Origin of the sequence: Aeromonas sp. FDAARGOS 1414 (assembly GCF_019047065.1) — a bacterium.
Classification (GTDB): domain Bacteria; phylum Pseudomonadota; class Gammaproteobacteria; order Enterobacterales; family Aeromonadaceae; genus Aeromonas; species Aeromonas veronii_A.
Map to the genome: position 1 here is coordinate 3,709,792 of NZ_CP077210.1, position 24,870 is coordinate 3,734,661.

Annotated in this window: 18 protein-coding genes and 4 tRNA genes; 5 read left to right on the forward strand and 17 right to left on the reverse strand. The window is 59.6% G+C overall.

The features are described 5' to 3' along the window. Nucleotides 1–2 precede the first annotated feature (2 nt). From I6L44_RS16800 to I6L44_RS16845, 10 genes are all read right to left on the reverse strand, one after another. On the reverse strand, nucleotides 3–686 hold the full coding sequence (locus tag I6L44_RS16800; protein WP_047439862.1) for a response regulator: 684 nt from the start codon (nucleotides 684–686) through the stop codon (nucleotides 3–5). A gap of 58 nt (nucleotides 687–744) precedes the next feature. Continuing rightward, nucleotides 745–3,333, reverse strand: a complete 2,589-nt coding sequence (locus I6L44_RS16805) for a sensor histidine kinase KdpD (RefSeq protein WP_216952524.1) — start codon at nucleotides 3,331–3,333, stop codon at nucleotides 745–747. A 126-nt stretch (nucleotides 3,334–3,459) separates the two neighbouring features. After that, entirely contained in the window at nucleotides 3,460–3,987 is a 528-nt protein-coding gene (locus I6L44_RS16810; RefSeq protein ID WP_216952526.1) for a potassium-transporting ATPase subunit C, read from the reverse strand. 62 nt (nucleotides 3,988–4,049) lie between these two features. After that, nucleotides 4,050–6,107 (reverse strand): potassium-transporting ATPase subunit KdpB, encoded by a 2,058-nt coding sequence (kdpB, locus tag I6L44_RS16815; RefSeq protein ID WP_216952528.1) that lies wholly within the window; start codon nucleotides 6,105–6,107, stop codon nucleotides 4,050–4,052. Nucleotides 6,108–6,174: 67 nt separating this feature from the next. Further along, entirely contained in the window at nucleotides 6,175–7,869 is a 1,695-nt protein-coding gene (kdpA, locus tag I6L44_RS16820; protein ID WP_216952530.1) for a potassium-transporting ATPase subunit KdpA, read from the reverse strand. A gap of 562 nt (nucleotides 7,870–8,431) precedes the next feature. Beyond that, a complete protein-coding gene (gene gorA / locus I6L44_RS16825) occupies nucleotides 8,432–9,781 on the reverse strand; it encodes a glutathione-disulfide reductase (RefSeq protein ID WP_216952532.1) in 1,350 nt (449 codons plus the stop codon). Between the two features lie 76 nt (nucleotides 9,782–9,857). Further along, nucleotides 9,858–11,825 carry an ATP-binding protein gene (locus tag I6L44_RS16830; protein ID WP_216952540.1) on the reverse strand — a complete coding sequence of 656 codons (1,968 nt, stop codon included), beginning with the start codon at nucleotides 11,823–11,825 and terminating at the stop codon, nucleotides 9,858–9,860. A 118-nt stretch (nucleotides 11,826–11,943) separates the two neighbouring features. Next, complete coding sequence (locus I6L44_RS16835) at nucleotides 11,944–15,024, reverse strand: multidrug efflux RND transporter permease subunit (RefSeq protein ID WP_216952542.1); 3,081 nt, start codon at nucleotides 15,022–15,024, stop codon at nucleotides 11,944–11,946. A 15-nt stretch (nucleotides 15,025–15,039) separates the two neighbouring features. Further along, nucleotides 15,040–16,173 carry an efflux RND transporter periplasmic adaptor subunit gene (locus tag I6L44_RS16840; protein WP_216952544.1) on the reverse strand — a complete coding sequence of 378 codons (1,134 nt, stop codon included), beginning with the start codon at nucleotides 16,171–16,173 and terminating at the stop codon, nucleotides 15,040–15,042. Next, entirely contained in the window at nucleotides 16,170–16,766 is a 597-nt protein-coding gene (locus I6L44_RS16845) for a TetR/AcrR family transcriptional regulator (RefSeq protein ID WP_005339267.1), read from the reverse strand. The genes I6L44_RS16840 and I6L44_RS16845 overlap by 4 nt, the downstream gene beginning before the upstream one ends. A 232-nt stretch (nucleotides 16,767–16,998) precedes the next feature. Between I6L44_RS16845 and I6L44_RS16850 the strand changes: the two genes are divergently transcribed. The 5 genes from I6L44_RS16850 (at nucleotide 16,999) to I6L44_RS16870 (ending at nucleotide 18,155) form a co-directional block, all read left to right on the forward strand. Continuing rightward, nucleotides 16,999–17,075 (forward strand) — tRNA-Arg (locus I6L44_RS16850). A gap of 51 nt (nucleotides 17,076–17,126) precedes the next feature. Beyond that, nucleotides 17,127–17,202 (forward strand) — tRNA-His (locus I6L44_RS16855). A gap of 20 nt (nucleotides 17,203–17,222) precedes the next feature. After that, nucleotides 17,223–17,308, forward strand: a tRNA-Leu gene (locus I6L44_RS16860). A gap of 76 nt (nucleotides 17,309–17,384) precedes the next feature. After that, nucleotides 17,385–17,461, forward strand: a tRNA-Pro gene (locus I6L44_RS16865). Nucleotides 17,462–17,639: 178 nt separating this feature from the next. Further along, a complete protein-coding gene (locus I6L44_RS16870) occupies nucleotides 17,640–18,155 on the forward strand; it encodes a ricin-type beta-trefoil lectin domain protein (RefSeq protein WP_115522699.1) in 516 nt (171 codons plus the stop codon). Between the two features lie 34 nt (nucleotides 18,156–18,189). Here the strand turns inward: I6L44_RS16870 and I6L44_RS16875 are convergent, their stop codons facing one another. From I6L44_RS16875 to gmk, 7 genes are all read right to left on the reverse strand, one after another. After that, nucleotides 18,190–19,005 (reverse strand): Cof-type HAD-IIB family hydrolase, encoded by an 816-nt coding sequence (locus I6L44_RS16875; RefSeq protein ID WP_005339262.1) that lies wholly within the window; start codon nucleotides 19,003–19,005, stop codon nucleotides 18,190–18,192. Nucleotides 19,006–19,094: 89 nt separating this feature from the next. Beyond that, a complete protein-coding gene (locus I6L44_RS16880; RefSeq protein ID WP_216952545.1) occupies nucleotides 19,095–20,135 on the reverse strand; it encodes an alpha/beta fold hydrolase in 1,041 nt (346 codons plus the stop codon). Beyond that, nucleotides 20,135–20,794, reverse strand: a complete 660-nt coding sequence (locus I6L44_RS16885) for a CatB-related O-acetyltransferase (RefSeq protein ID WP_216952547.1) — start codon at nucleotides 20,792–20,794, stop codon at nucleotides 20,135–20,137. The genes I6L44_RS16880 and I6L44_RS16885 overlap by 1 nt, the downstream gene beginning before the upstream one ends. Continuing rightward, the gene (trmH, locus tag I6L44_RS16890; RefSeq protein ID WP_042063570.1) at nucleotides 20,794–21,525 is read right to left on the reverse strand and encodes a tRNA (guanosine(18)-2'-O)-methyltransferase TrmH; all 732 of its coding nucleotides are present in this window, start codon (nucleotides 21,523–21,525) and stop codon (nucleotides 20,794–20,796) included. The genes I6L44_RS16885 and trmH overlap by 1 nt, the downstream gene beginning before the upstream one ends. A gap of 44 nt (nucleotides 21,526–21,569) precedes the next feature. Further along, nucleotides 21,570–23,687 (reverse strand): bifunctional GTP diphosphokinase/guanosine-3',5'-bis pyrophosphate 3'-pyrophosphohydrolase, encoded by a 2,118-nt coding sequence (spoT, locus tag I6L44_RS16895; protein ID WP_019446267.1) that lies wholly within the window; start codon nucleotides 23,685–23,687, stop codon nucleotides 21,570–21,572. 131 nt (nucleotides 23,688–23,818) lie between these two features. Next, nucleotides 23,819–24,094, reverse strand: coding sequence for a DNA-directed RNA polymerase subunit omega (gene rpoZ / locus I6L44_RS16900; protein ID WP_005307060.1), 276 nt, complete (start codon nucleotides 24,092–24,094; stop codon nucleotides 23,819–23,821). A 79-nt stretch (nucleotides 24,095–24,173) separates the two neighbouring features. Beyond that, nucleotides 24,174–24,800: a guanylate kinase gene (gmk, locus tag I6L44_RS16905; RefSeq protein ID WP_005357125.1), complete on the reverse strand. Its 627-nt coding sequence runs from the start codon at nucleotides 24,798–24,800 to the stop codon at nucleotides 24,174–24,176. Between the last annotated feature and the right edge of the window lie 70 nt (nucleotides 24,801–24,870).

The following is a 24,870-nucleotide window of genomic DNA, read 5'->3' on the forward strand; positions in this document are numbered from 1 at the left end:
CATCAGTTGCCGATAAAGCGGTAGCCGATACCTGATTCGGTCTCGATAAGCGTCGGTTGCTGGGGGTTATCCCCCAGCTTTTTGCGCAGGCTGGCAATGACGATGCGCAGGTAGTGGGTGTCCTCCTTGTGGCTCGGCCCCCAGATGTCATTGAGCAGCTGGGTCTGCATCACCAGCTTGCCGGGGTGGCACACCAGCGCCTGCAACAGGGCGAACTCCTTGCGGGAGAGGGGGATCTCCTCCTCCTTCATGGTCACCTTGTGGCTGCTGACATCAAGCGTCAGGCCGCATTGGGGGAAGTGGCGCCGCTCGCCGCTGCTGACGCCAGCCCGCTGGCGCAACAGCACACGGATGCGGGCCATCATCTCGCCGATGCCGAACGGCTTGCTCATGTAGTCGTTGGCACCGGCATCCAGCAGTCGCACCTTCTCCTGCTCCGAATCACGGGCCGACAACACCAGCACAGGATTGGGGTGGTGTTCGCGAATGGCCTGCAACACCTGAATGCCATCGCCATCCGGCAGACCGAGATCGAGGATCACCAGATCGGGGTTGAGGTGGCGATACTGCTCCAGCCCTTCATTGACCCCCACCGCCTCACTCACCTGATGCCCCTCGGCAATCAGGCTGATCCGCAGAAAGCGACGGATCGCCGCTTCATCATCTATGACCAGAATGTGCGCCATCTAACCTCCAGAGGTGAATGGTGGGAGGGGCTGAGTGACCCGATCTGGCGGTCAACCATCAGACCTCCGGTGAATTGAGTGCGAGCGGCAGGGAGATACGCATGCAGGTGCCGTTGCCATTGGGGCCGGAGAAGGCCCAAATCTTGCCGCCGTGGGCCTCTATCATAGCGCGGGAAATGGCGAGGCCAAGCCCGGTGCCACGGCTGCCGCAATCGCCCACCGGCTGGGTGTAGAAGAGGTTGAAGATCTTCTCCCGATCCGACTCGGCGATACCGACCCCGATATCTATGATGTCGATGATGAGGTCGGGTTCGGCCACCATCACCTTGAACTCGATGGGGGTGCCAGCCGGCGAGTAGCGGGAGGCGTTGTCGAGAATGTTGACCAGCACCTGTTCGATCAGGGCGCCATGGACATAGAGCTGGGGCACATGCTGATCGAAATGGACCAGCAGCTTGTGCTGGCGCCAGGAGGAGTCGAGCCGCTTGCGGGCGCTCTCCACCAGATCTGCCAGATCGACCCAGTCTCGTTTCAGCTGGAAGTCGGGGGAGCCGATGCGGGTCATATCCAGCAGATTCTGCACATAGCTGTGCAGGCGGCGCGCCTCCTCCTGTACCGAGTGGAGCAGCTCGTTGCGATCATCGGCGGGGATCCGGTCACCATATTCCAGCAGGGTACTGCCAGCCCCCATGATGGTCGCCAGCGGGGTCTTCAAATCGTGGGAGACCGAGGAGAGCAGGGCCGCCCGCATCCGGTCGGTCTCGGCCTGCAACTGGCTGTCGGCCAGCCGTTCGTTGAGGTCGATCCGCGCCAGTGCGGCGCGTATATCGGTGAGCAGCGCCTGCAGCTGATGTTCGGCAGAGGAGGAGAGCGGATTGGCCAGCGTTATGCCGATCACCAGATCGTCGCTGAGGTGGTGATACTGGGCCTCGGCTGCATTGAGGGTGGCGGTGTGGGCCCCGGCGCTCTGCTTCTGGGCCAGACACCAGTCGATGGCCGCCTTGTCGGTCTGCCCGGGCCTGTGCTTCTCGTTGCCGAGCCGATCGTTGAACTCCTTGTCGATCACCACGGTTGGCTGGCCGAGCGCCAGTGAAATGGCCTGGGCACCTTGTCTCAAAACCTCCTCCGGGCTGCTGGCAGTGGCCAGCCCCTGACTGAGGGAGAGCAGGGCATTGCCCAGCTGCTGGGTCTCGCGCAGACCGATCAGCTGTTGCCGCTGGCGGGAGGCGAGCCGCCCCGCGGTCATGCCGACGATAAGCAGCACAAACAGGGTGAGCAGATCGCTGTGGTTGGCGACGCTCAGGGAGAAGTAGGGGGCGGTGAACAGCAGATTGTGGGCGATAAAGCCCAGTACCGCCGCCAGCGTGGCGGGTACCAGACTGGTGGTGAGGGCAGTCGCCAGCACCCCCAGTACAAAGATGAGCGGCAACGCCGCGGGCGGCAGCCAGTAGGAGAGCCCCCAGGCGGCGGCCGAGGTGATCCCCATGATCACCACTGCCAGCAGGCTGTGGTGAATATCCTTCGGGGTCGGGACGCGCATTCCCACTTCGGGCTTCTGCTTCTCGGTATCGACCAGCGTGATTTCGAGCCCTTGCGCCTGCTTGAGCAGGTGCTGCACCAGCGAGCGGCGCCACGGCGCCTTGTGAGGTTTGCCGAGCAGCAGCTGGGAGACCTGCTGCTGTTCGGCGGTCTCCAGCAGGGTGTTGGCGACCGCCGGGCTGGATAGTGTCAGCACCTTGGCACCGAGGTGGGAGGCGAGCGCCAGCGCCTGTTCCACATCGGCCGAGCGGCGGCCATTGCTGTCGACATGCACCACCAGCCACGGAAGCTGGCGGCGCTGGGCAAAGCGGTGGCCGTAGCGCACCAGCGCCGAGCCGTGCAGGTCACCGAGGCAAACCATCAGCTTGCCCCGCAGCGGCAAGGTGCTCTTGCCTGCTGCCTGCCACTGCAGTTGCAGATCGCCCTCCACATGGCTGGCGGCGGTCTGCATCGCCAGCTCCCGCAATGCGGTGAGGTTGTTGAGGGAGAAGAAGGATTGCAGCGCCGCCTTGGCCTGATGGGGCACATAGACCTTGCCCTCCTTGAGTCGGCCAAGCAGCTCCTTGGGGGGCAGGTCGATCAGCACCAGACTGTCGGCTTCCAGCAGCACCTGATCGGGCAGGGTCTCTTTCACCCTGACCCCGGTCAGCTGCCACACCAGATCGTTGAGGCTCTCCAGATGCTGCACGTTGAGGGTGGTGTAGACGTCGATCCCGGCGTTGAGCAGCTCCTCCACATCCTGCCAGCGCTTCTCGTGGCGGCTGCCGGGGGCGTTGCTGTGGGCCAGCTCGTCCACCACGGCGATGGCCGGTTTGCGGGCGAGCAGGCCGTCGAGATCCATCTCTTCCAGTCGCTGCTGGCGGTGCATGTGGATCTTGCGCGGCATGATGGCGAGCTTGTCGAGCAGGGCCAGCGTCTCCTGACGGCCGTGGGTCTCCACCACGCCGATCAGGATGTCGCCCCCCTCCTTGGCCTGCTCCCGCACTGCCTGCAGCATGGCGTAGGTCTTGCCCACGCCGGGAGCTGCCCCGAGAAACACCTTCAGCTTGCCCTTGTGCTCCTGTTCCAGGCTCGCCAGCAGGGCGTCGGCCCTTACCTCATCACGCATCCCCATGCTCCTGCATCAGACTCGTCAGCAGGGCATCAGCGCTTGCTACATCAGCCATTGTTATCCCTATCGAGCCAACTGCCCGTTTCGAAAATCGAGGTCATCACCAAACCGGAATGGGCGCCATCAGGCGCCCTTTATATGATCCAGTTGCAGATTCAGCTGGAGAATGTTGACCACCTGCGGGCCAAGGATACCAGCTTGTGTGGCCGACTTGACCTGCTCCGTTAGTTGGGCGGGATCTAGTCCACGTTCTTTGGCGACGCGGTCGACCTGAGCCAGCACCGCATCCAGCGGCAGGTGGGGATCGAGGCCGGAGGCGGAGCGGGTCAACATGGCGGGGGAGCGGGTTCCCGGCTGTGCCTTGGCGGCCTGTTCGGCAAACTCTGCCCGCAGCGGTGAGCTCATCCCCAGATTGCTGGCGCTGCCGCCAATGGTGTTGAAATCGCTGGCGGAGGGACGGGGATGGAAGTAGTCAGCCCGCTCGAATTTCTGCCCCAGCAGGGCGCTACCGATCAGTTGCTGCTTGCTGTCGGTCAGCTGGCTGCCGTTGGCCTGCCAGGGGAACAGCAGCTGTGCCAGTCCGGTGACCGCCAGCGGGTAGGCGACCCCCAGCAGCAGGGTGAGGGTCAACAGGGTTCTGATTGCTATCATGATTCGCTTGCTCCAAAAAGATGGCTGGGGATGCGGGTCTGCCCCGCATCCCGGTTATGTCGTTACACCAGACCCAGGCCGGTAATGACCAGATCGATCAGCTTGATGCCGATAAAAGGCACCAGCAGGCCACCGACACCGTAGATCAGCAGGTTGCGGCGCAGCAGGCTGGCGGCCGACCCTTTCAGGTCGACACCGCGCAGGGCCAGCGGCACCAGCGCCACAATGATCAGGGCGTTGAAGATGATGGCCGACAGGATGGCGCTCTGCGGGCTGCCCAGCAGCATCAGGTTCAGTGCCCCCAGTTGCGGGTAGGCGGCGATGAACAGGGCTGGCAGGATGGCAAAGTACTTGGCCACGTCGTTGGCGATGGAGAAGGTGGTCAGGGCGCCACGGGTCACCAGCTGCTGTTTGCCGACCAGCACCACGTCCAGCAGCTTGGTGGGGTTGGAGTCGAGATCCACCAGGTTGCCCGCCTCCTTGGCGGCCTGGGTACCCTCGTTCATGGCCAGCCCCACGTCAGCCTGCGCCAGTGCGGGCGCATCGTTGGCACCGTCGCCGCACATGGCAACCAGACGGCCATCGGCCTGCTCCTGCCGGATATAGGCGAGCTTCTTCTCCGGCGTTGCTTCGGCGATGAAGTCATCCACCCCGGCTTCGGCGGCGATGGCGGCGGCGGTTTTCGGGTTGTCACCGGTGATCATCACGGTGCGGATCCCCATGTGGCGCAGGATCTGGAAGCGAGCCTTGATACCGGGCTTGATGATGTCCTTGAGGTAGACCACCCCCAGCAGTTTCTCCTGAGTGCAGACCAGCAGCGGAGTCCCACCCTGACGGGCGATGCTATCGACTGACTTGAGCACCAGCTCAGGTACCGCCTTGCGGTCGAGGCTGAGGTAGTTCAACACGGCATCTACCGCACCCTTGCGATATTGATGACCGTTGCGATCCAGTCCGCTCAGGCGAGTCTCGGCGCTGAAGGGGATCACCTTGTCGCTCTCCAGCTGGCTCGGCTTGGCCATGCTCTTGCTGGCCAGAGTCAGGATGGATTTGCCCTCTGGGGTGTTGTCACCCAGCGAGGCCAGCATGGCCGCTTGTGCCAGCAGGGCGGGGTCGACGCCCGGTGCCGGGATCAACTCGTCGGCCATCCGGTTGCCGAAGGTGATGGTGCCGGTCTTGTCCAGCAGCAGGGTACGCACGTCACCAGCCGCTTCCACGGCACGGCCAGACTTGGCGATGACGTTCAGCTTCACCAGTCGATCCATACCGGCGATGCCGATGGCGGAGAGCAGGCCGCCGATGGTGGTCGGGATCAGGGTAATGAAGAGGGCGATCAGGTAGAGGCGCGGTACCTGGGTGCCGTTGTAGTCGAGGAACCAGGGCAGGGTAGCCACCACCAGCAGGAAGATCAGGGTCAAGCCCACCAGCAGGGCGTCGAGCGCCATCTCATTGGGGGTCTTCTGGCGCTTGGCCCCTTCCACTAGTGCAATCATCCGATCCAGCGTGCTTTCGCCCGGATTGTTGCTGACGCGTACCCAGATCTCGTCTGAAACGACGGTGGTATTGCCGGTCACGCCGCTGCGGTCGGTACCCGACTCGCGGATGACGGGGGCGGATTCGCCGGTGATGGCCGCCTCGTTGACCGAGGCGATACCGGCGATCACTTCACCGTCGGCCGGGATCATCTCGCCGCTGCGTACCAGCACCAGGTCCCCCTTCATCAGGCTGGTGGCGGGTACCCACTCGCCCTGACCATCTTTGGCATTCGCCACACGACGGGCCTTGAGCTGGCTCATGCCCGCTTTCAGGCTGTCGGCACGCGCCTTGCCGCGACCTTCGGCCAGGGTTTCCGCGAAGTTGGCAAACCAGAGGGTCAGCCAGAGCCAGGCGGTCAACTGCCAGGCCAGTGAGGGAGCAACGCCGGAGAAAGGCTGCCCCAGCAGGGACTCCACGGTCGCCATGACTGCGGCCAGCCAGAGGGTGAACAGGATAGGGCTGCCAAACAGCGCCTTGGGATTGAAGCGATAAAGGGCCTCAACCATTGCCTGGATGATCTGTGATTTCTGTTTTTTGCCCTTCACCAACATGGTGTCGGTGCTCATTGCAGTGGACTTGCTCATTGGAAAGCTCCCAGCATCAGATAGTTGGCCATTGGCATCCGGATGGTGATCGACAGGGTCAGGTTCATCAGAGTGCTCCTCCGATCAGGCTCAGATGTTCGGCCACCGGGCCCAGTGCCAGCACCGGCAGGAAGGAGAGGCCACCTATCAGCAGGACGGTGATGATCAGCAGGGTAACGAACAGCGGGCCGCTGATGGGGAAGTCCCCTTCGCTCGTCTCCTGACGGGGCGCACGGGCCAGCTGACCGGCGATGGCCAGTACCGGAATGATGTAGCCGAAGCGACCGAGCAGCATGGCCAGACCGATGGCGATGCACTGCCAGTTGTCACCGGCGGCAAAACCGGCGAAGGCGGAGCCGTTGTTGCCGGCAGCCGAGGCGTAGGCATAGATGAGGCGTGACAGACCGTGGGGGCCATCATGGCCGATGATGGTGTTGGCATCCGGCATCAGCAGGGTGACACCACCGATCACCAAAACCCCCACCGGCATTACCAGCATGCTGGCAACCACCCACTTCATCTCGGTGATGCCGAGCCGTTTGCCCAGATAGGTCGGGGTCCGTCCCACCATCAGTCCACACAGGAACACGGTCAGCAGCACGAACAGCATCATGCCGTAGATACCGGAGCCGACCCCGCCGAAGATGACCTCGCCCAGCAGCATGTTGATCATGCCCACCATGCCGCCGAGCGGAGTAAAGCTGTCGTGCATGGCGTTGACGGCACCGTTGGAGGCGGCAGTGGTCGCCACTTCCCAGATGCTGGAGAGCACAGGGCCGAAGCGGCTCTCCTTGCCTTCCCAGTTGCCAGTCATGTTGCTGGCATCAGTGGTGAGCTGGGCGAGGGCGTGATCCGGTTTCAGCTCCTGGGAGAGGGAGACGAAGAGCCCCAGCACCAGCATGAGGGTCATTGCGCCGAGAATGGCGCGGCTGTGGGCCATGTCCTTCACATAGCGGCCCAGAGTAAAGACCATGGCGGCGGCGATGGTGAGCAGGGCGACCATCTCCAGCCAGTTGGAGAGGGCGGTCGGATTCTCGAACGGATGTGCCGAGTTGATGCCGAAGAAGCCGCCGCCGTTGGAGCCAAGCTGCTTGATGGCGATCTGCGAGGCTGCCGGGCCGAGGGGCAGCAGTTGCTCCTGACCTTCCACACCGTGGAATGGCAGATAGGCGGAGAGGCTTTGCGGCACCCCTTGCCATACCAGCACCAGCGCCATGATCAGCGCGATGGGCAGCAGCACATAGAGGCAGAAACGCACCAGATCCTGCCAGAAATTGCCAAGGTTGATGGTCTGCTGACGGGCGATACCGCGGAACAGGGCAATGGCGACGGCTGCGCCCGTCCCTGCGGAGACGAAGTTCTGGGTGGTCAGGCCCACCATCTGGCTGAAGTAGGAGAGGCTGGCCTCACCGGAATAGGCTTGCCAGTTGGTGTTGGTCATAAAGCTGACCGCGGTGTTGAATGCCAGTTGCCAGCTCAGACCCGGCAGTTGTTGCGGGTTGAGGGGCAGCAACCCCTGAGCCATCAGGATCAGGAACAGCAGACCGAAACCGGCGCCGTTGAAGGCCAGCAGGCTGAGGGCGTAGGACTTCCAGTCCTGCTCCCGCCCATCGGTGCCACAGCAAGCCAGTGTGGCGCGCTCGACCGGTGCCAACCAGCGGATTTTGCCTTCAAATACCTGGTAGATGTAGTTGCCCAGCAGCGGTGCCGGCAGCAGAACCAGCAGTACGAAGGCCACCGGATAGATTATTTCTTGCCACATGTTCTAGTTCCTCACTCGTGGTCACGGTGCGTCAGGGCACGCATTGGATTGCTCACGAGGCTCGGCAGTTTGCTGGCCACCGGGTAGATAATTTCTTGCTGCATATAGGTAGTCCCTCACTCGTGACTGCGCGTGAGTGCGCGCATCAGATAGGCCATCAAGGCGAGGACGAGCAGCAGATATAGCCAATTCATATCGACTCCATTGAGATAATTAGCTGCGAGAGCCGATGTAAGACCATATCGACTCTGTTGGTGTCATTGACGCTGAAAAGGGTATGTAAAAGAGGCGTAAAGGCGCCATAAAGCGCCATGTGGCAGGCGTAAAATCGGCGTAAAGAACAACGGATTTGCGAGAGAAATAGCGAGGAGGGATCAAAAAACCCGGCCTGAGCCGGGTTTGGGAGAAGGGGTTAGATGGTTGTCGAAGCCGGCTCCTCGTGACAGGTCAACTTCAAACGTACCTATCGCATCGTCACGAACTCTTCAGCGCTGGTAGGATGAGGCATGGGAACGCAGTTGTTGAAGTTGGCCTGATAATGACAGGCCTGCTTCAAACGTGCTTATCGCATTGTCACGAACTCTTCTGCACTGGTCGGATGGATAGCCACGCAGTTGTCGAAGTCAGCCTTGGTGGCACCCATCTTCATGGCGACGCCGAAGCCTTGCAGGATCTCGTCCATGGCAAAGCCGATACCGTGCAGACCGACCACCTTCTCTTCCGGGCCGACGCAGACCAGCTTCATCCGGGTGGGCTGGCGATGCTGGGTCAGCGCCGAGTACATGGCGGTGAACTGGCTGCGGTAGACCTTCACCTGCTCTTCACCGTATTCGGCGATGGCTTCCGGTTCGGTCAGGCCGATGGTGCCGATGGGCGGGTGGCTGAACACCACGGTCGGCACCAGATCGTAGTTGAGGTGCTCGTTCGGCTTGTTGTTGAACAGCCGCTCGGAGAGGCGACGGCCCGCAGCGACGGCCACCGGGGTGAGCTGGATGCGCCCCGTGTTGTCACCCACTGCATAGATGTTGGCGACGGCGGTGTTCTGGAACTTGTCGGTCGGGATAAAGCCCTTCTCGTCCAGCGTGATGCCAGCGGCAGCCAGGTTGAGGTTGTCGGTAGCCGGTACCCGGCCGATGGCCCAGATCAGGCAGTCAACGGTGAGGTGGCGACCATCTTCCAGTTGCAGGGTCAGGCTGTTGTCAGCGTTCTTGAGCACGGCTTTGGGAATGGCGTGGGTGTGCAGCTTGAGCCCTTCCTGCGCCATGATTTCGACCAGAGTCTCGTGGATCATGGGGTCGAAGTTGCGCAGCGGCGCGTGCTTGCGCACCACCAGATGGGTCTCTGAGCCGAGTGCCTGCATCACGCCAGCGATCTCGACTGCGATGTAGCCAGCACCCACCACGGCAACCCGCTTGGGCTGGCTTTGCAGGTCAAAGAAACCGTCGGAGTCGATACCCAGCTCGGCACCCGGGATGGCCGGAATTTCCGGGCGGCCACCGGTAGCGATCAGGATATGATCGGCCGTGTAGTGCTCGCCATTAACCTCGATGGTGTTGCTGCTGACGAAGCGGGCGAAGCCCTTGATGACGGTGATCTGGTTCTTGCCCAGCACGTTCTGATAGGACTGGTGAATGCGGCCTATGTAGGCCTGGCGGGACTCGACCAGCTTGGCCCAGTTGAAGTGGTTGAGGGTGGTGTCAAAGCCGTAGTCGGCGCCATATTTCAGGGCATCGGCGATCTGGCCTGCATACCACATAGCCTTCTTCGGTACGCAGCCTACGTTGACGCAGGTTCCACCCAACTCTTTGGCTTCAATCAGGGCAACTTTCTTACCGTACATGGCAGCCCGGTTGGCAGAAGCAATACCGCCGCTGCCGCCGCCGATGGCGATATAGTCAAAATGCTGTGCCATTGCGAGGTTCTCCGCTCATTAAGAATGCAATCACAGCATGATGGGGATAAAGCGGCTGGCTCACAAGAGCCAGCACTCAGTTATGTTGGATCGGCAGGCGAATATGGAACTGGGCGCCCTGGCCCGGTTCGCTGGCACAGCTGATACGGCCTTTCAGCAGTTGCACCACCAGGTTGTAGATGATGTGGGTGCCCAGACCGCTGCCACCCTGACCCCGCTTGGAGGTGACGAAGGGATCGAAGATGCGCGGCAAGATTTCGGGCGGGATGCCGCGGCCATTGTCCGAATAGTCGATAAACAGCTCCTCTCCCTGCTGTTCCACCTTGATGGTGATCTTCTTCGGTTTGTCCCAGTTGTCGAACCCGTGGTTGATGGAGTTGAGGATCAGGTTCGAGTAGATCTGGGTAAAACTGCCCGGGAAGGAGAATATAGACAGCTTGGGATCGCACTGGATATCCACTTCGCACTGGCTCTTCTTCAGTTTGTGGCCAAGCGAGACCACCACCTGATGGAGGTTGTCGGCGAGGCTGAAGTTGTAGCGTGCTTCCGATGACTGGTCGACCGCCACCTGCTTGAAGCTGGCAATCAGCTCGGAGGCGCGCCGCAGGTTGCTCTGCAGCAGCTGCATCGACTCGTCGAGGTTGACGGTGAACTCGTTGAGATAGGAACGCGACAGCTGTTTTGACTCTATATGAGATTTGAAATCGGCAACCCGTTCCTGCAGGTAGGAGGAGGCGGTCACACTGATGCCGATTGGGGTATTGATCTCGTGTGCCACCCCGGCCACCAGCGAGCCGAGGGAGGCCATCTTCTCCGACTCCACCAGGGTTTGCTGGGCTTGTTTCAGGTCGTCGTACGCCTTGCCCAGCTGGTTGTTGGCTTCGCTCAGGCTGCGGGTACGCTCCACCACTTTTCCTTCCAGCTGCTCATTGAGCTGGATAATCTCCCGCTCGACCTTTTTCAGTTGGGTGATGTCGTAGCCGAACCCGATCTGGTACTTGAGGTTCGGCCCTTCATAGAAGGGTACGAAGGTCCACTGCAGCACCAGCTCGTGGGCCTGCTGGTCATGCATGATGACCTCTTTGTCTGCCAGTGACCCCTCTTCGTTCAGGATATTGTTCAGCTCTTCCCGCTGGGTCGGGCTGACGAAGAGATCCAGCCAGTTGTGCTGGAGCAGCTCCTGTTGGTGATAACCGGTCAGCAGGATGGCTGCCGGATTGATGCTGGCGATGGTGAGATCCGGCTCCATACAGCAGATGACCATGTTGGCCGAGTTGATCAGGGTGGCGGAGAAATCCCGCTCCTGTTGCAGTTGTTCCACCGCCTGATGACGAGCGACCAGCTCGTCACGTAGCCGGGTGCGCATCTGGTTGAGGGTGGAGACCAGGGTATCCAGTTCGTCGGGTTTCTTGCGTGGTTGCGGACGCCCCTCCAGCACCAGCTCCATGTCGAGCCGATCGAGGTTGAACTTCTGGGCGTAGTTGGCGATGCGGTTGATGTGTCTGACCACCAGATAGTAAATGATGATCAGGATACAAAATGAGACCACCAGGGTCTTGATGGTCTGGCTGACCATGATCAGCACTGACTTCTCAATCAGACGCTGGTAAATCTGCTCCAGCGACGCGGCGACAAACAGCTTGCCGACAATTTCCCCCTGATAGGTGAGATTGAACTCCTGGGAGATGTCATAGCTTTCCCGTTCCACTCCCTGGGTCAACAGTGGCACTTCGGAGTTGCCGAGCATCTCCTTGACCATCACAAACTGCATGTTGGGCAGGTTCATGATCCCTTCGATCTGCACCTTGACCTGCTCCTCATCGAGGTTCCACAAGCTGGCGGCAATAGGTTGCAAAAAGGAGGCTTCGATCTGGCCGATGCTGTCTTCGATGACGGCGACATCCTTGCGGTAATCCCAGGCGAGTTGCAGCACCGTAATGATCATCGCCAATACGGTACTACACACCAGAATATAGGAGAGCAGGCGGTATGAGAGTCCGTTGCGGCCTACGGCCTCGGCGGTCTTGGAGATGAGTCCTGACATGGCGTCCTTGCGGTCTGGATGTTGTGTTTTTTAGTTTAACTGCTTCATGGACTTATGTCGTCTTTCCTGCGAACCATAAAAAAGGCCCCGTATCGGGGCCTTGGCAAGTGATTGATGATCAGTGTCCGCCGTTTGCCTTGGGCGGAATGGTTTCATCGAATACCGGCAAGGGTTTGTGCTCGGAAGCCAGATAGGTGTAGATCACCGGCAGTACGAACAGGGTGAACAGGGTACCGATAGCAAGGCCTGCCACGATGACGATACCGATGCTGAACCGTTGTGCTGCACCGGCGCCTGCGGCGTAGAGCAGCGGGATCAGACCGGCAATCATGGCGGCGGTGGTCATCAGGATCGGACGCAGACGCACCTTGGCGGCTTGCATCACGGCTTCCATCCGGTTCATGCCGCGCAGCAGCTGCTCTTCCTTCGCTACTTCACAGATCAGGATGCCGTGCTTGGTAATCAGACCCACCAGGGTGATGAGGCCCACCTGGGAGTAGATGTTCATGGTCGCTAGTCCCCATGCCAGGGCAATCAATGCTCCACTGATGGCGAGCGGGACAGAGACCATGATGACCAAGGGGTCACGCACCGACTCGAACTGGATCGCCAGCACCAGGAAGATGATGGCCAGTGCCAGCGCGAAGGTGGCATAGAGCGCATTGCCTTCGGTGACGAACTGACGGGCTTCACCCATGAAGTCGTAACGATAGCCTTGCGGCAGCTTCTCGTCGGCGGTGGTCTGGAACCAGTTGATCGCATCACCCATGGCCACACCCGGAGCCGGAACGGCACCGATAGTGGCGGAGTTCAGCTGGTTGAAGTGGGGCAGGGCGCGGGGCTCGCCAACCACTTCAATGGTGATCAGGCTGCCGAGCGGGATCGACTTGCCATCTGCGGCCCGCACGTAGTAGCCCTTGATGGACTCCGGATTGAGACGGTATTTGCGCTCGACCTGCGGGATCACCTCGTAGGAGCGGCCATCCAGGTCGATACGGTTGACGTAACCGTCCGCCATCATGGTGCCCATGGTGATACCGATATCCTGCATGGTGATGCCGTAGGCACCCGCCTTGTCCTTGTCGATGCGGATCTTCATGGTGGCGGAGTCGTAGTTCAGATCGAGATCCGAATAGACGAACTGACCGTTACTCTGCGCCGCTGCCAGAATTTCACCGGCCACCAGGAACAGGCTTTCGAAGCTGTTCGGGGTGGTGATGACGAACTGGATCGGCAGACCACTTGATGCACCCGGCAGTTCCGGGAACTGGAAGGTGGTGATGGCCATACCCGGGATGTCTTTCACCAGATTGGCGACCCGGTCCAGCACCTCTTTCTGGCTCGCTTCACGTTGGCTCCAGGGCACCATGGAGGCGATACCGAACGCCTGGTTGGCGTTGAACACCCCTGAGAAGACCTGGGAGAAGGCGATCTCGGGCTGCTCGTCCAGGATCTTGTTCACATCCGCCATGGTGTTTTCGATGTAGTCTAGGTTGGCGTTGGACGGTGCGGTACCCAGCACGGCCATGACCCCCTTGTCCTCTGACGGTGCCAGTTCGCTCGGGATGAACTTGAACAGCAGCGGCAGGCTGGCGAAGACGATGACGGCGAACACCACGATGACGGGGCGCTTTTTCATCACGGCGTGCAGCATGCTGTCGTAGCGATCGGTCATCCGCTCCAGCAGGTGATGGACTGTGCTCTCGAACTTGCCTGGCTGCTCGTTGGCCTTGAGCATCTTGGAACACATCATCGGTGACAGAGTCAGGGCGATGATGCCCGAGACGAACACTGCGCCAGCCAGGGTCAGGGCAAACTCCTTGAACAGGGAGCCGGTGATACCCCCCATCAGGGCGATAGGCGCGTATACCGCCGCCAGGGTAACCGTCATGGCGATAACCGGTACCGCGATCTCGCGGGTACCGATAATGGCGGCCCGGAACGGTTCTTCCCCCTCCTTGATATGGCGGTCGACGTTCTCCAGCACCACGATGGCGTCATCCACCACCAGACCGATCGCCAGCACCATCGCCAGCAGGGTCATCAGGTTTATCGAGAAGCCGAACATATCCATCATCATCACTACGCCGATAAGACTGAGCGGAATGGTGATGATCGGGATGATGACCGCGCGGAACGAACCGAGGAACAGGGTGATGACCACCAGAACGATGGCGGCTGCCTCCAGGATGGTCTTGATAACCTCGTGGATGGACTCGTTGATCGCCACGGTGGAGTCATACATCACGTTGAGACGCATGGTGCTCGGCATATTGCGCTCAAGGCTCGGCAGCAGTGCCAGCACATCGCGGGCGATGTTGATGGGGTTGGCTGTCGGGGCGGCGTTGACCGCCATGACCACGGCTTCGCGACCATTGGCGCTGGCACGATAGACATCGTGACTCTTCTCGAGGGTTACCTTGGCGATGTCCGCCAGACGGATCACCTTGCCGTCGCGGGTAGCCACCACCAGTCGCTTCAGCTCGTCGACATCCTTGACCTGGGTCTCGGCATTGCCATTGAACAGGGTGAAGTAACCGGTCGCCTGACCTGTCGCGGACTGATAGTTGTTGCTGTTGAGCACCGTCATCACGTCGCTGGCAGTCAGGTTGAAGGCCGCCATCTTGGCCGGATCCAGCCATACCCGCAGGGCAAACTCGACACCGCCGTAGAGGTCAACCTTGGAGACCCCGCCGACAGTAAAGAGCTGCGGCTTGATAACCCGCTCCAGATAGTCGGTGATCTGGCTGGAGTTGAGCTCCGGGCTGGTAAAGCCGAGGTAGAGCACCGCCGTGGTTGAACCGGTGGAGGAGGTGACCGAGGGGTCTTCCGCCTCTTTCGGCAACTGAGAGCGCACCGAGTTCACCTTCGCCAGTATGTCGGACAGCGCGGCGTTGGGGTCGGTATTGAGCTTCATGTATGCAGTGATGGTGGAGCTACCCAGCTGGCTGGAGGAGGTCATGAAGTCGATGTTGTCGGCTTGCGCGACCGCCTGTTCCAGCGGCTGGGTGATGAACCCCTGGATCAGATCAGAACTGGCGCCATAGTAGCCAGTGCTGACGGTGATCACCGTGTTGGTCACCTCGGGGTATTCCCGTACCTGCATCTTGAAGATGGCCTGAAAGCCCAGCAAGGCGATCAGGAAGCTGAGCGAGATCGCCAGCACAGGCCGTTTTATAAATATGTCAGTAAATCGCATCGCAGATCTCCGCGCTTACAGCATCGGGGTTTGTGCCGGAACGGCCAGGGCATCGTTCTCGACCACATGCACCTTGGTGTCGTTGCTCAGGCGAACCTGACCCGACAGTACGATCTGGTCACCGGCCTGAATGCCAGAGAGCACATGCACATCGTTGCCACGGCGCTCACCCGCCTTGACCACAACCTGCTTGGCTCGCAGCACTTTCACCTTGTTACCCTCTTTGTCGGTCTCTTCGCCCTCTTTGAGCACATAGACGTTCTGACCGTAAAGGGTGAAGGAGATAGCGGTCTGCGGGATCACGATCTGATCTTTCACCGTCGGCAGAATGATGCTGGCGCGGGCGAACATACCGGAACGGAGCTGACCGTCGTTGTTCGGAATGTCTGCCTGTACCTGGATCAGGCCGCTCTGGAAGTTGACCGCAGGCTCGATGGCGGTGATATGGCCGTCAAACTGGGTTTGCGGATAGGCATCCACATTGATCTTGATGGTCTGGCCCAGCTTGATTTTGGAGATATCGGTCTGGGGCACGGTGAAGCGCAGACGCATCACGCTGGTATCTTCCAGGCGCACGATATCTGTGCCTGGTTGCAGATACTGGCCAAGGAACACATTGCGCAGGCCGACCACGCCGCTAAAGGGCGCGCGCACTTCACGACGGGCAATGGTCGCCTTCAGACTCTCGATATCCGCTTCCAGCGAGCGATAGGCCGCTTCGGCTTCATCCAGCTGCTCTTTGGAGATGGAGCTGGTCTTGTAGAGGTTCTGGAAGCGTTCGAATTTGGCTTTTGCCGCTGGCAGCTTGGCCTGGGAGGCGCGCAGATTGGCCTTCTCCACGGTGGAGTCCAGGCTCAGCAGCAGCTGGTCTGCCTTGACCGGTTTGCCCGACTCGAAGGTGATAGCATCAATGGTGCCAGCCAGTTCGGTGGAGAGGGTCACCCCCTGATTCGGTTCGATGAAGCCGATGGCTTCGATGGTCGGTACCCAATCCTGCGCCTTGGTCACCATGGCGGTGACGGGGAACTCGGGTTCCGGCCGGTTGGCCATATATTGGGCAATCATCTTCTGTTTGAACAAATTGAAGCCGATGACGCTGCCAAACAAGGCGATCGCTATCAGCAACATAATGGCCATCCACTTTTTCATGAACAGGCTCCTGAGGTGGAAAGATTGGGGGATAAAATGGCATTCCAGCTGGCCCGGATCGCGGTTTCCAACTGCGATTCGGTCAGCGTGATGTTGTGCACCCTGCACTGCAGGGCCAGATGCATGACACTGTCCAGACTCAACACCTGGAGTGCCCGTATCGGTAAATCAATAAACAATCCTTGTTCAACGCCCTGTTCAAAAAATCGGTCCAGAGGCTCCCAGGCAGCCAGAATGACAGGATTGGTCTCCAATTCTGCCCCTAGCGGAGAGCTCTCGTACTGCAATTTGCACCGGATAGCGTTGGGTTCGTTAACAAAAATGGCATGAATATTGAGCCATAATTGGCGAAATTGTTGAAATGAAACTTTATCGATTGCTACATCGGCCATGACCATGGGCACACACTGCAAGATAGTGTGCTGGTGCAGTTGCCGGATCAGATCATCCTTGTCGCCGAAGTAGCGATAGATGGTGCCGGTGGCAACATTGGCCTTCTTGGCGACTTCCGCAATCGACAGACCATGAAAACCCCGTTCACCCAGCACCTCATGGGCCGCGTTGAAGATGCTCTCTTTTTTATCCAGAATCATCAGTGTGACTTTCGATTGAATGAACGTTCATTCATTCTAGATGGGCATCAAATCAAGTCAAGGCAGCAAGGCGATTTGCGACTGCGATCTGCCCCTTTTCGGTTGTCAGCAGGGGAATAGTGGAAGAAAAGTGCGCAATGTGCTTGAAAAAACAACGAACAGTGCTTCGGTGACAGAAAAGTGTAGACAAACCAGCAACCATCATTAATAATGCGCCCCGTTCGACAGCGTAGCGCCCGTAGCTCAGCTGGATAGAGCGCTGCCCTCCGGAGGCAGAGGTCACAGGTTCGAATCCTGTCGGGCGCACCATAAAAAGTGCGTCGGTTAAACGGGCGTTGTTGTGGAACGAAAACAGCTGTGGTGGCTGTAGCTCAGTTGGTAGAGTCCCGGATTGTGATTCCGGTTGTCGTGGGTTCGAGCCCCATCAGCCACCCCATTTTACAGCTTGTCAGGTACGCGAAGGTGGCGGAATTGGTAGACGCGCTAGCTTCAGGTGTTAGTGCCCCCCGGGTGTGAGGGTTCGAGTCCCTCTCTTCGCACCATACTTGCTGTATGACGAGGATGACCATAAGGTCGTCTTTGTTTTTTTGAAGTAAACTATTTTGAAAGAAATAGCCTCGGTGATTAGCGCAGTCCGGTAGCGCATCTGGTTTGGGACCAGAGGGTCAAAGGTTCGAATCCTTTATCACCGACCACATTTAGAAAAACCTCGCTTCGGCGGGGTTTTTGCTTTCTGGCCTCCGCCGTGCCAGTACTCTCTCCCTGTTACGTCTGTTTACACTCTATTTGGGCAGCGCGCCCCGCCTTTCGGTTATGCTTCAGCCTCGAGTCACTGACAACCGGATGTCATCGGCCCATTTCAGGCATTTTTCCATGAATAACAAAATTTCCTTTGCTTGCTCCCCCGCCATGCTGGCTGCCTTGCTGCTGGGGGGGTGTACCATCAAGCCGCCATCCACCGATGTGATGATGGGCTCCATTGCATCACAACCGCAGGAGGAGCGCTCTCTCTCCCCCTTGCTGACCAGCGGTGATTTTTGCGTTGCGGTGTCCCAACAGAAGGTGTTGGCACAACCTTGCAGCGGAAAAGACGATCAACTGTTCGAGTGGGATCTGGGTGAGTTGCGCCTGCAGGATCTCTGTTTGCAAGCCAAAAACGACAGCGAAGTGATGCTGGCACCCTGTGACGGTCAGGCGCAGTGGGAGTGGCAGAAAGACAGGCTTTTCAACAGCAAGGTCTCCCGCTGCCTCGATGTGGCCGGGCGACGCCATACTCCCGGCACGCCTCTGCGGTTGGCTGAATGCTACGGCGGGGCGAACCAGAGCTTCAGCTGGCAGCGGCCCAATCCCTGGCTGGAGACTCTGAAAAAACAAAGCCTCACATGGTGAGGCTTTGCTGAATCGGATGGCGGGCTGAAGAGGATCAGGCTGCGCTGACGCTCTCCAGCTCGAACAGCTTCTCCAGATAGACGGCGACGCCATCTTCATCGGAGGTGAGGGTCTGCTCATACTCCGGCAGCGCCATTTTCAGGCGGTCATGGGCGTTGCCCATCACGATGCCGCGTCCCACCATGGTCAACATCTCGAAGTCGTTCATGCCATCGCCGAAGGCGATCGCCTCCGACATGTCGAACCCGTTCTGCTCCAGCACGGCTCGCACAGCATTGCCCTTATGCACCCCGGCGTGCATGACTTCGAGGCAGTCCGGCAATGAGAAGGTGACGTTTAGCTGATCGCCGTAGCGCTGGTTGAGGTGCGCCTCGATCTTCAGCAGCTTCTCGTGGTCCCCGATGTAGAACACCTTGTTGATTTGCTCTTTCGGTTCCTGTTTCAGGTCATCGACCAGACGGTAGGTGAACCCTGACTCGTCGTGGAACTGCAGCAGCCAGGGCAGCTCCTCTTCCACCACCCAATCATCACCCTGATAGACATTGAGGTGGATAGAGGGGTCACGCTCCAGGGCAATCAGTTCGGCGGCGATTTCGGTCGGCAGCGGCTGGTTGAAAATGAGCTGATCCTGTTTGTCATGGACCACGGCGCCATTGGAAGTAATGAGGTAGATGTCCATCCCCAGCGCATCGCGGAAGCTGCGAACGTCAACGTGATGACGGCCGGTGGCGACCACGAATTTCACACCTTGTTCTACCAGGCGGTGCAGGGTATCCCGGGTACGGGGAGAGATCTGGTGCTGCTTGTTGAGCAGAGTGCCATCGAGATCGGATACAACTACCTTGAACATCATTACCTCGGCATCGATTAAAAACAGGGGCAGTTTACCTTAGCCCGCACTGTCACCCCATTTATTTAGGGTTACAAAAAATAGCCAGCTCAGAAGCGGGCGAAAAAGTCGACCATCGCGGTCAGGGCGGGCTGGCGCTTGTCATCGGATTCGATAAACAGCTCGTGCCAGGCACCCTCGATGCGCAGTGGTTTGCCCCCTTCGCACTTGGCAATGGTGCAGAAGCGATCCTGTGCGGCATTGTCCACCACGCTGTCGTTGCCAGCCTGCAGCACCAGCAGCGGGGTTTTGATGGCGCCCGCATCGGCGATGGCGGCATCGGCACCGGTGATCCCCTGATAAATCCAGTGGGCGGTCGCGCCACCCAGCTTGATCTGCGGGTGCTGCTCGTAGATTTGGCGGAAGGCTTGATAGCGGGACTGGCTGTGAGTCAGCTCGTTATCGGCAAAGCCGTGATCCTGATAGGCGCCCTGACCTGGGCCGTATGGAGGTTCGCCAATCCAGCCGCCGACCGTGCCTATGGTGCTCGCCAATCCCTTGGCCAGCCACTTGGGCAGACCGCCGAGATTGATGCCCAGCATAGGGGAAGAGAGCACGGCCGCCTTGATATCATCGGGCCAGCGTTCCAGATAGCGGGCCGAGATGGCGCCGCCCATGGAGTGGGCCAGCAGGAACAGCTTGGCAGGCTGGTCCGCCATGATTATCTGGTCGTGAAACTGCTTGAGATCGACCACATAATCGTCGAACTGGTCGACATATCCCTTCTGCGGGTCATTCAGCATCCGGTCGGACATCCCCTGACCGCGATGGTCGATGAGATAGAGGCTGTAGCCCTGACGCCAGAGATCCCACGCCAGATCCTGATACTTGAGGTAGCTTTCGACCCTGCCATTGACGATGAGGATGGCGCGATCAACCTTCTCCTGCCGCAGCGCGGCATAGCGGATGGTCACCCCGTCCTTGCCCTTGAACTCTCCTTCCACCGCATGCTGGCGCCAGAAGTCGGGCAGGGTTTGCTGGTAGAGGCTGGGTACATCGGCTTCGCTGGTGAGCTGATAGGTATTTGTCACGGCAAGGGCTCCGGCAGAAAACAGGGTCAGGGCCAACAGGGAAAGAGAGAGGGGTTTCATCAGGCACACTCCTGTTGCCAATGGTGATAAAGGGCGGCGATATCCCCCGAGCAGAGCTGCGCCATGCAGGCTTGCAAGCGAGGCAGGGGCCAGTCCCACCATTGCATCTCTTGCAGCATGAGGATCTGCTCATCGCTGAAACGGCGGCGGATCGGTTGGGCCGGGTTGCCGCCGACTATGGTGTAAGGGGCCACATCTTTGGTCACCACGGCGCGGGTGGCGATGACGGCGCCATCACCTATGGTGATGCCGGGCATGATCATCGCTTCCGAGCCGATCCAGACATCGTTGCCAATCCGGGTGTCCCCCTTGCGCAGAAAGCCGCTGCGGGCCCCTTCGCCAAAGGTGTCGGGATTGAACGGGAAGGTGGAGACCCAATCCAGCCGGTGGCCCTGATTGCCCGCCAGCATGAAGGTGGCGCCCGAGCCGATGGAGCAGAATTTGCCGATGATCAGCCGGTCCACCTCGCCCCAGAGGCCGCTCTCCCAGGTGTCGCGGGTCGAGCCATCGCCGAGCAGGTAACGGACGCAGTGATCCTCGAACGGCTTACCGTGGTAGTAGCCGGAGTAGTAGCTGTAGTCGCCGGCCTCTATGTTCGGGTTGGTCAGGTGATCCCGGATGATTTGCGATTCCAGCCAGCTGCCAAAAGGGTTCTCCATCACTCCTCCTGCGGATCGTCCTGCTCGCTCTGCTGCGCCCACCCTTTGCGGGTCAGCTGCATCCGTTGCCACCACTCTTCGTCCGCCAGAATTTCACCGGCCGGGCCGAGCTGGGGGTAGGGCATCTCTTTCTCTTTGCAGAGCTGGGCATAGATAGGATAACCCCCCTCGAACAGGATGCTGTTCTGCTCCTCCAGCGTGAGCGGGCAGCCGCGTTGATAGCAACCGGCCAGCTCGCGCTGGCGCTGCGCCTCGTAGAGGATGGCGGCGGCAGCCACCGAGACGTTGAGGGACTGCACCATGCCCACCATGGGGATGACGATATGGTGATCGGCCAGCGCCAGCGCCTCTTCACCGATGCCGTGTTTCTCCTGACCCACCAGAATGGCGGTCGGTTTGGTGTAGTCGATGGCGCGAAAATCGACCGAGCTGTCGGAGAGGTGAGTCGCCAGGATCTGCATGCCGGAGGCTTTCAGCTCGGCAACGGCGCTGCCGATGTCCGGGTGCAGTTTTACATCCACCCAGTTCTGGCTGCCGCGGGCGGTGCCCTTGCGCTTGTGGATCCAGGTTTTGGGCCAGACGGCGTGTACCCGGTGGATGCCGATGGCATCGGCGGTACGCACGATGGCGGCCAGATTGTGAGGTTTGTGGACCTCTTCCATACAGACGGTCAAATCGAGCTGACGCTGGGCCAGCATATCGGTGATGCGCTTGAAGCGTTCGGGGGTCATGGCTTGTCTCTATAAAAGCAGCAGGCGGCTTGCGCCGCCTGTGTTCAGTTCTTCTGTCGGCTCACCTTGAGCACGTTGGGCATCACGCGGATCTTGCGCATGATGTTGGCCAGGTGGATGCGGCTCTTGGTGGTGATGAGCAGGCTGACCTGATAGACCCGGCCATCCTTCTCTTCGGTGCTGATGGCGTGAATGTTGGCGCCGGTGGCGGCAATCACGTTGGCCAGCTCGGCCAGCGCACCCTGATGGTTGACGATCTCGATGCTGATACCGGTGCGGAACTCCTGTTCCTGCTCCTTGTCCACTTCCCACTGCACCGGCAGATACTTGTCCGGCTCCTTGCTGTAGCCCTTGATGTTGCGGCAGGCTTCCTGATGGATCACCAGACCCTTGCCCGGACTGATATGGGCGATGATGGCATCTCCCGGGATCGGACGGCAGCAGTTGGCGAAGGTGACCAGCATGCCGTCGGCACCCTTGATCGGCATCTTCTTGCTGCTGGACTTGGGTTGCTCTTCCGGCGGTAGTTCATCCCCCAGCATGCGGCGTGCCACCATGACGCTCATGGCGTTGCCGAGGCCCACATCGGCCAGCAGCCCCTGCAGGTTCTCATGCTTGGTATCGGCCAGCACCTGCTTGATGCGTGGCTCGGGAATGTCTTCGATATTCTTGGCGCCCAGCGCATGGTTGAGCAGGCGGCGACCCAGCACCACCGACTCTTCGGTGCGCAGGTTCTTGAGGAACTGGCGGATCTTGGATCGTGCCTTGGTGGTCACCACAAAGTTGAGCCAAGCCGCGTTGGGGCGGGCGCCCGGCGCCGTGATGATCTCCACCGTCTGGCCCGAGTGCAGTGGGCTGCTGAGCGGGTAGGGGTGGCGGTCGACCCGCGAACCGACACAGGCGTGGCCGATGTCGGTGTGCACCGTATAGGCGAAGTCCACCGGCGTGGCGCCAGCGGGCAACTCCATGATGCGCCCTTCCGGGGTAAAGACGTAGATCTCGTCGGGGAAGAGGTCGGTCTTGACCCCTTCGATAAATTCAAACGAGCTGCCGGCGCTCTGCTGCAATTCCAGCAGGCTCTGCATCCAGCGCTGGGCGCGGATCTGGGCCGTGGTGCCCGAACTGTCGCCATCCTGCTTGTAGGCCCAGTGGGCGGCAACCCCTTTGTCGGCCATCTGATCCATGAACTCGGTACGAATTTGCACCTCCACCGGTACCCCGTGCGGCCCCACCAGAGAGGTGTGCAGCGACTGGTAGCCGTTGGTCTTGGGGATGGCGATGTAATCCTTGAAGCGGCCGGGGCGCGGCTTGTAGAGGCTGTGCATCTGCCCCAGCACTCGGTAACAGGTATCTATGTCCTTCACTTTTACCCGGAAGGCGTAGATATCCATTACCTCATGAAATTGCAGCTCTTTTTTCTCCATCTTGTTGTAGATGGAGAAGAGATTCTTCTCGCGGCCACTGACCTGATGCTCGATCCCCGCCTCTTTCAGGCGACCGCTGATTTCGCTCTGGATGGAGTCGATGATCTCGCGACGATTGCCACGGGCGCGGCGCACCGATTCGCGCAACACGCGGGATCGCATCGGATAGAGCGCCTCGAAACCCAGCTCTTCCAGCTCGTTCTTCATGGTGTGAATACCGAGGCGGTTGGCGATGGGAGCGAAGATTTCGAGGGTTTCCCGGGCGATGCGGCGGCGTTTGTCAGGGCGCAGGGAGCCCAGGGTGCGCATGTTGTGGGTGCGGTCGGCCAGCTTGATCAGAATGACCCGGATATCCTGGGTCATTGCCATCACCATCTTGCGGAAGTTCTCGGCCTGCGCCTCTTTGCGATCGCGAAATTTCAGCTTGTCGAGCTTGGAGACCCCGGCCACCAGTTCTGCAACCGCATTGCCGAATTGTTCGGCCAGATCGGCTTTGGTGACAGAGGTGTCTTCGATGACGTCGTGCAGCACGGCGGCCATCAGGGTTTCATGATCGAGGCGCATGTCACCCAGGATTCGGGCAACGGCAACGGGGTGGGTGATATAGGGTTCACCACTGGAACGCATCTGGCCCTGGTGGGCATCACGGGCCACCACATAGGCTTGCTTGAGCTTCTCAACCTGCTCTGGCGGCAGGTAGGAACTGGCTATTTCTTTAAGGTTTTCAAATAAATACAAGACAGTCCCCGCAGCGGTGAAACGGCAATTCGTGGAATTGAGGGTATAGCCCTGAGTTTGCGAGGTTTTCGAGCGGTTGTAAATGGGGATGAACAGTCGGCACCCGGGCGGGTGCCAACCGGAGGAATAACTTAACCGCGGCCTTCGGCGATGGCAGCAACGGCAGCCAGCTCGGCGGCTTCTTGCTCTTGCTGTTCGTAGCGGTCCTGGGTGTCCATCACTTGATTGTTCACCAGACCCAGCTCGATCTCACGCAGGGCGATCACAGTCGGCTTGTCGTTCTCTTCGTCGACCAGGGGATCTTTGCCTTGTACCGCGATTTGACGAGCGCGGCGCGCGGCGACCAGCACCAGGTCAAAACGGTTACCTACCTGTTTTACAGCATCTTCTACAGTAACGCGTGCCATGCAGGACTCCAGTGTTTGGGCTTTCTGTATTTAGAAAAGCAGTGTTTAAAAATGACGCAAAAGTTTACTTGTTTTTGGCTTACTCTGCCAGTAGCTGTTGCAGCAAGTTTTTTTGAGCCTGTTGCTGGTGACGCATCTCCAGCCGTTGGCACTCAATAATGGACCTGAGCTGGAACAGCGCCTGCTCGAAGTCTTCATTGATAATGACATAGTCATACTCGTCGTAGTGCACCATTTCGGCAATGGCTTTCGCCATCCGGCCGGCAATCACTTCGGCGCTGTCCTGACCGCGCCCAATCAGGCGGCGTTCCAGCTCTTCGCGGCTGGGGGGCAGGATGAAAATGGATTTGGTCGGCATCTGCTCGCGGATCTGGCGGGCACCTTGCCAGTCGATGTCGAGGAATACGTCGATCCCCTTGGCCAGACAGGCTTCGATGGCGGCGCGTGAGGTGCCGTAGTAGTTGCCGAACACTTCGGCCCACTCCAGAAAATCACCGCGTTCGATCAGTGCCTTGAACTCTTCCACCTGAACGAAGTGGTAGTGGACACCGTGCTCTTCGCCCGGGCGGGTGGCGCGAGTGGTGTGGGAAACCGACAGCTGCATCTTGCCCGCAGCGTTATGTTGGGTCAGCAAGGCATTGAGCAGACTGGATTTACCCGCGCCGCTCGGAGAAGAGATGATATAGAGAGTGCCTTGTTGCGCCATATTATTACCTTTAATCGAAACCGCTGTTTTGGTTGTAGCAGAGACCGCCGTCTTGTGCCCGAAAGGGAGA

Bases quoted from the DNA above. Each gene is read 5' to 3' on its own strand.
- gorA (WP_216952532.1), bottom strand. From the start codon at position 9,781: ATGGCACAGCATTTTGACTATATCGCCATCGGCGGCGGCAGCGGCGGT.
- kdpA (WP_216952530.1), bottom strand. From the start codon at position 7,869: ATGTGGCAAGAAATAATCTATCCGGTGGCCTTCGTACTGCTGGTTCTG.
- I6L44_RS16800 (WP_047439862.1), bottom strand. From the start codon at position 686: ATGGCGCACATTCTGGTCATAGATGATGAAGCGGCGATCCGTCGCTTT.
- rpoZ (WP_005307060.1), bottom strand. From the start codon at position 24,094: ATGGCACGCGTTACTGTAGAAGATGCTGTAAAACAGGTAGGTAACCGT.
- I6L44_RS16840 (WP_216952544.1), bottom strand. From the start codon at position 16,173: ATGAAAAAGTGGATGGCCATTATGTTGCTGATAGCGATCGCCTTGTTT.
- I6L44_RS16880 (WP_216952545.1), bottom strand. From the start codon at position 20,135: ATGAAACCCCTCTCTCTTTCCCTGTTGGCCCTGACCCTGTTTTCTGCC.
- kdpB (WP_216952528.1), bottom strand. From the start codon at position 6,107: ATGAGCAAGTCCACTGCAATGAGCACCGACACCATGTTGGTGAAGGGC.
- I6L44_RS16845 (WP_005339267.1), bottom strand. From the start codon at position 16,766: ATGATTCTGGATAAAAAAGAGAGCATCTTCAACGCGGCCCATGAGGTG.
- trmH (WP_042063570.1), bottom strand. From the start codon at position 21,525: ATGACCCCCGAACGCTTCAAGCGCATCACCGATATGCTGGCCCAGCGT.
- gmk (WP_005357125.1), bottom strand. From the start codon at position 24,800: ATGGCGCAACAAGGCACTCTCTATATCATCTCTTCTCCGAGCGGCGCG.
- I6L44_RS16875 (WP_005339262.1), bottom strand. From the start codon at position 19,005: ATGTTCAAGGTAGTTGTATCCGATCTCGATGGCACTCTGCTCAACAAG.
- I6L44_RS16885 (WP_216952547.1), bottom strand. From the start codon at position 20,794: ATGGAGAACCCTTTTGGCAGCTGGCTGGAATCGCAAATCATCCGGGAT.
- I6L44_RS16805 (WP_216952524.1), bottom strand. From the start codon at position 3,333: ATGCGTGATGAGGTAAGGGCCGACGCCCTGCTGGCGAGCCTGGAACAG.
- I6L44_RS16810 (WP_216952526.1), bottom strand. From the start codon at position 3,987: ATGATAGCAATCAGAACCCTGTTGACCCTCACCCTGCTGCTGGGGGTC.
- I6L44_RS16870 (WP_115522699.1), top strand. From the start codon at position 17,640: ATGAATAACAAAATTTCCTTTGCTTGCTCCCCCGCCATGCTGGCTGCC.
- I6L44_RS16830 (WP_216952540.1), bottom strand. From the start codon at position 11,825: ATGTCAGGACTCATCTCCAAGACCGCCGAGGCCGTAGGCCGCAACGGA.
- I6L44_RS16835 (WP_216952542.1), bottom strand. From the start codon at position 15,024: ATGCGATTTACTGACATATTTATAAAACGGCCTGTGCTGGCGATCTCG.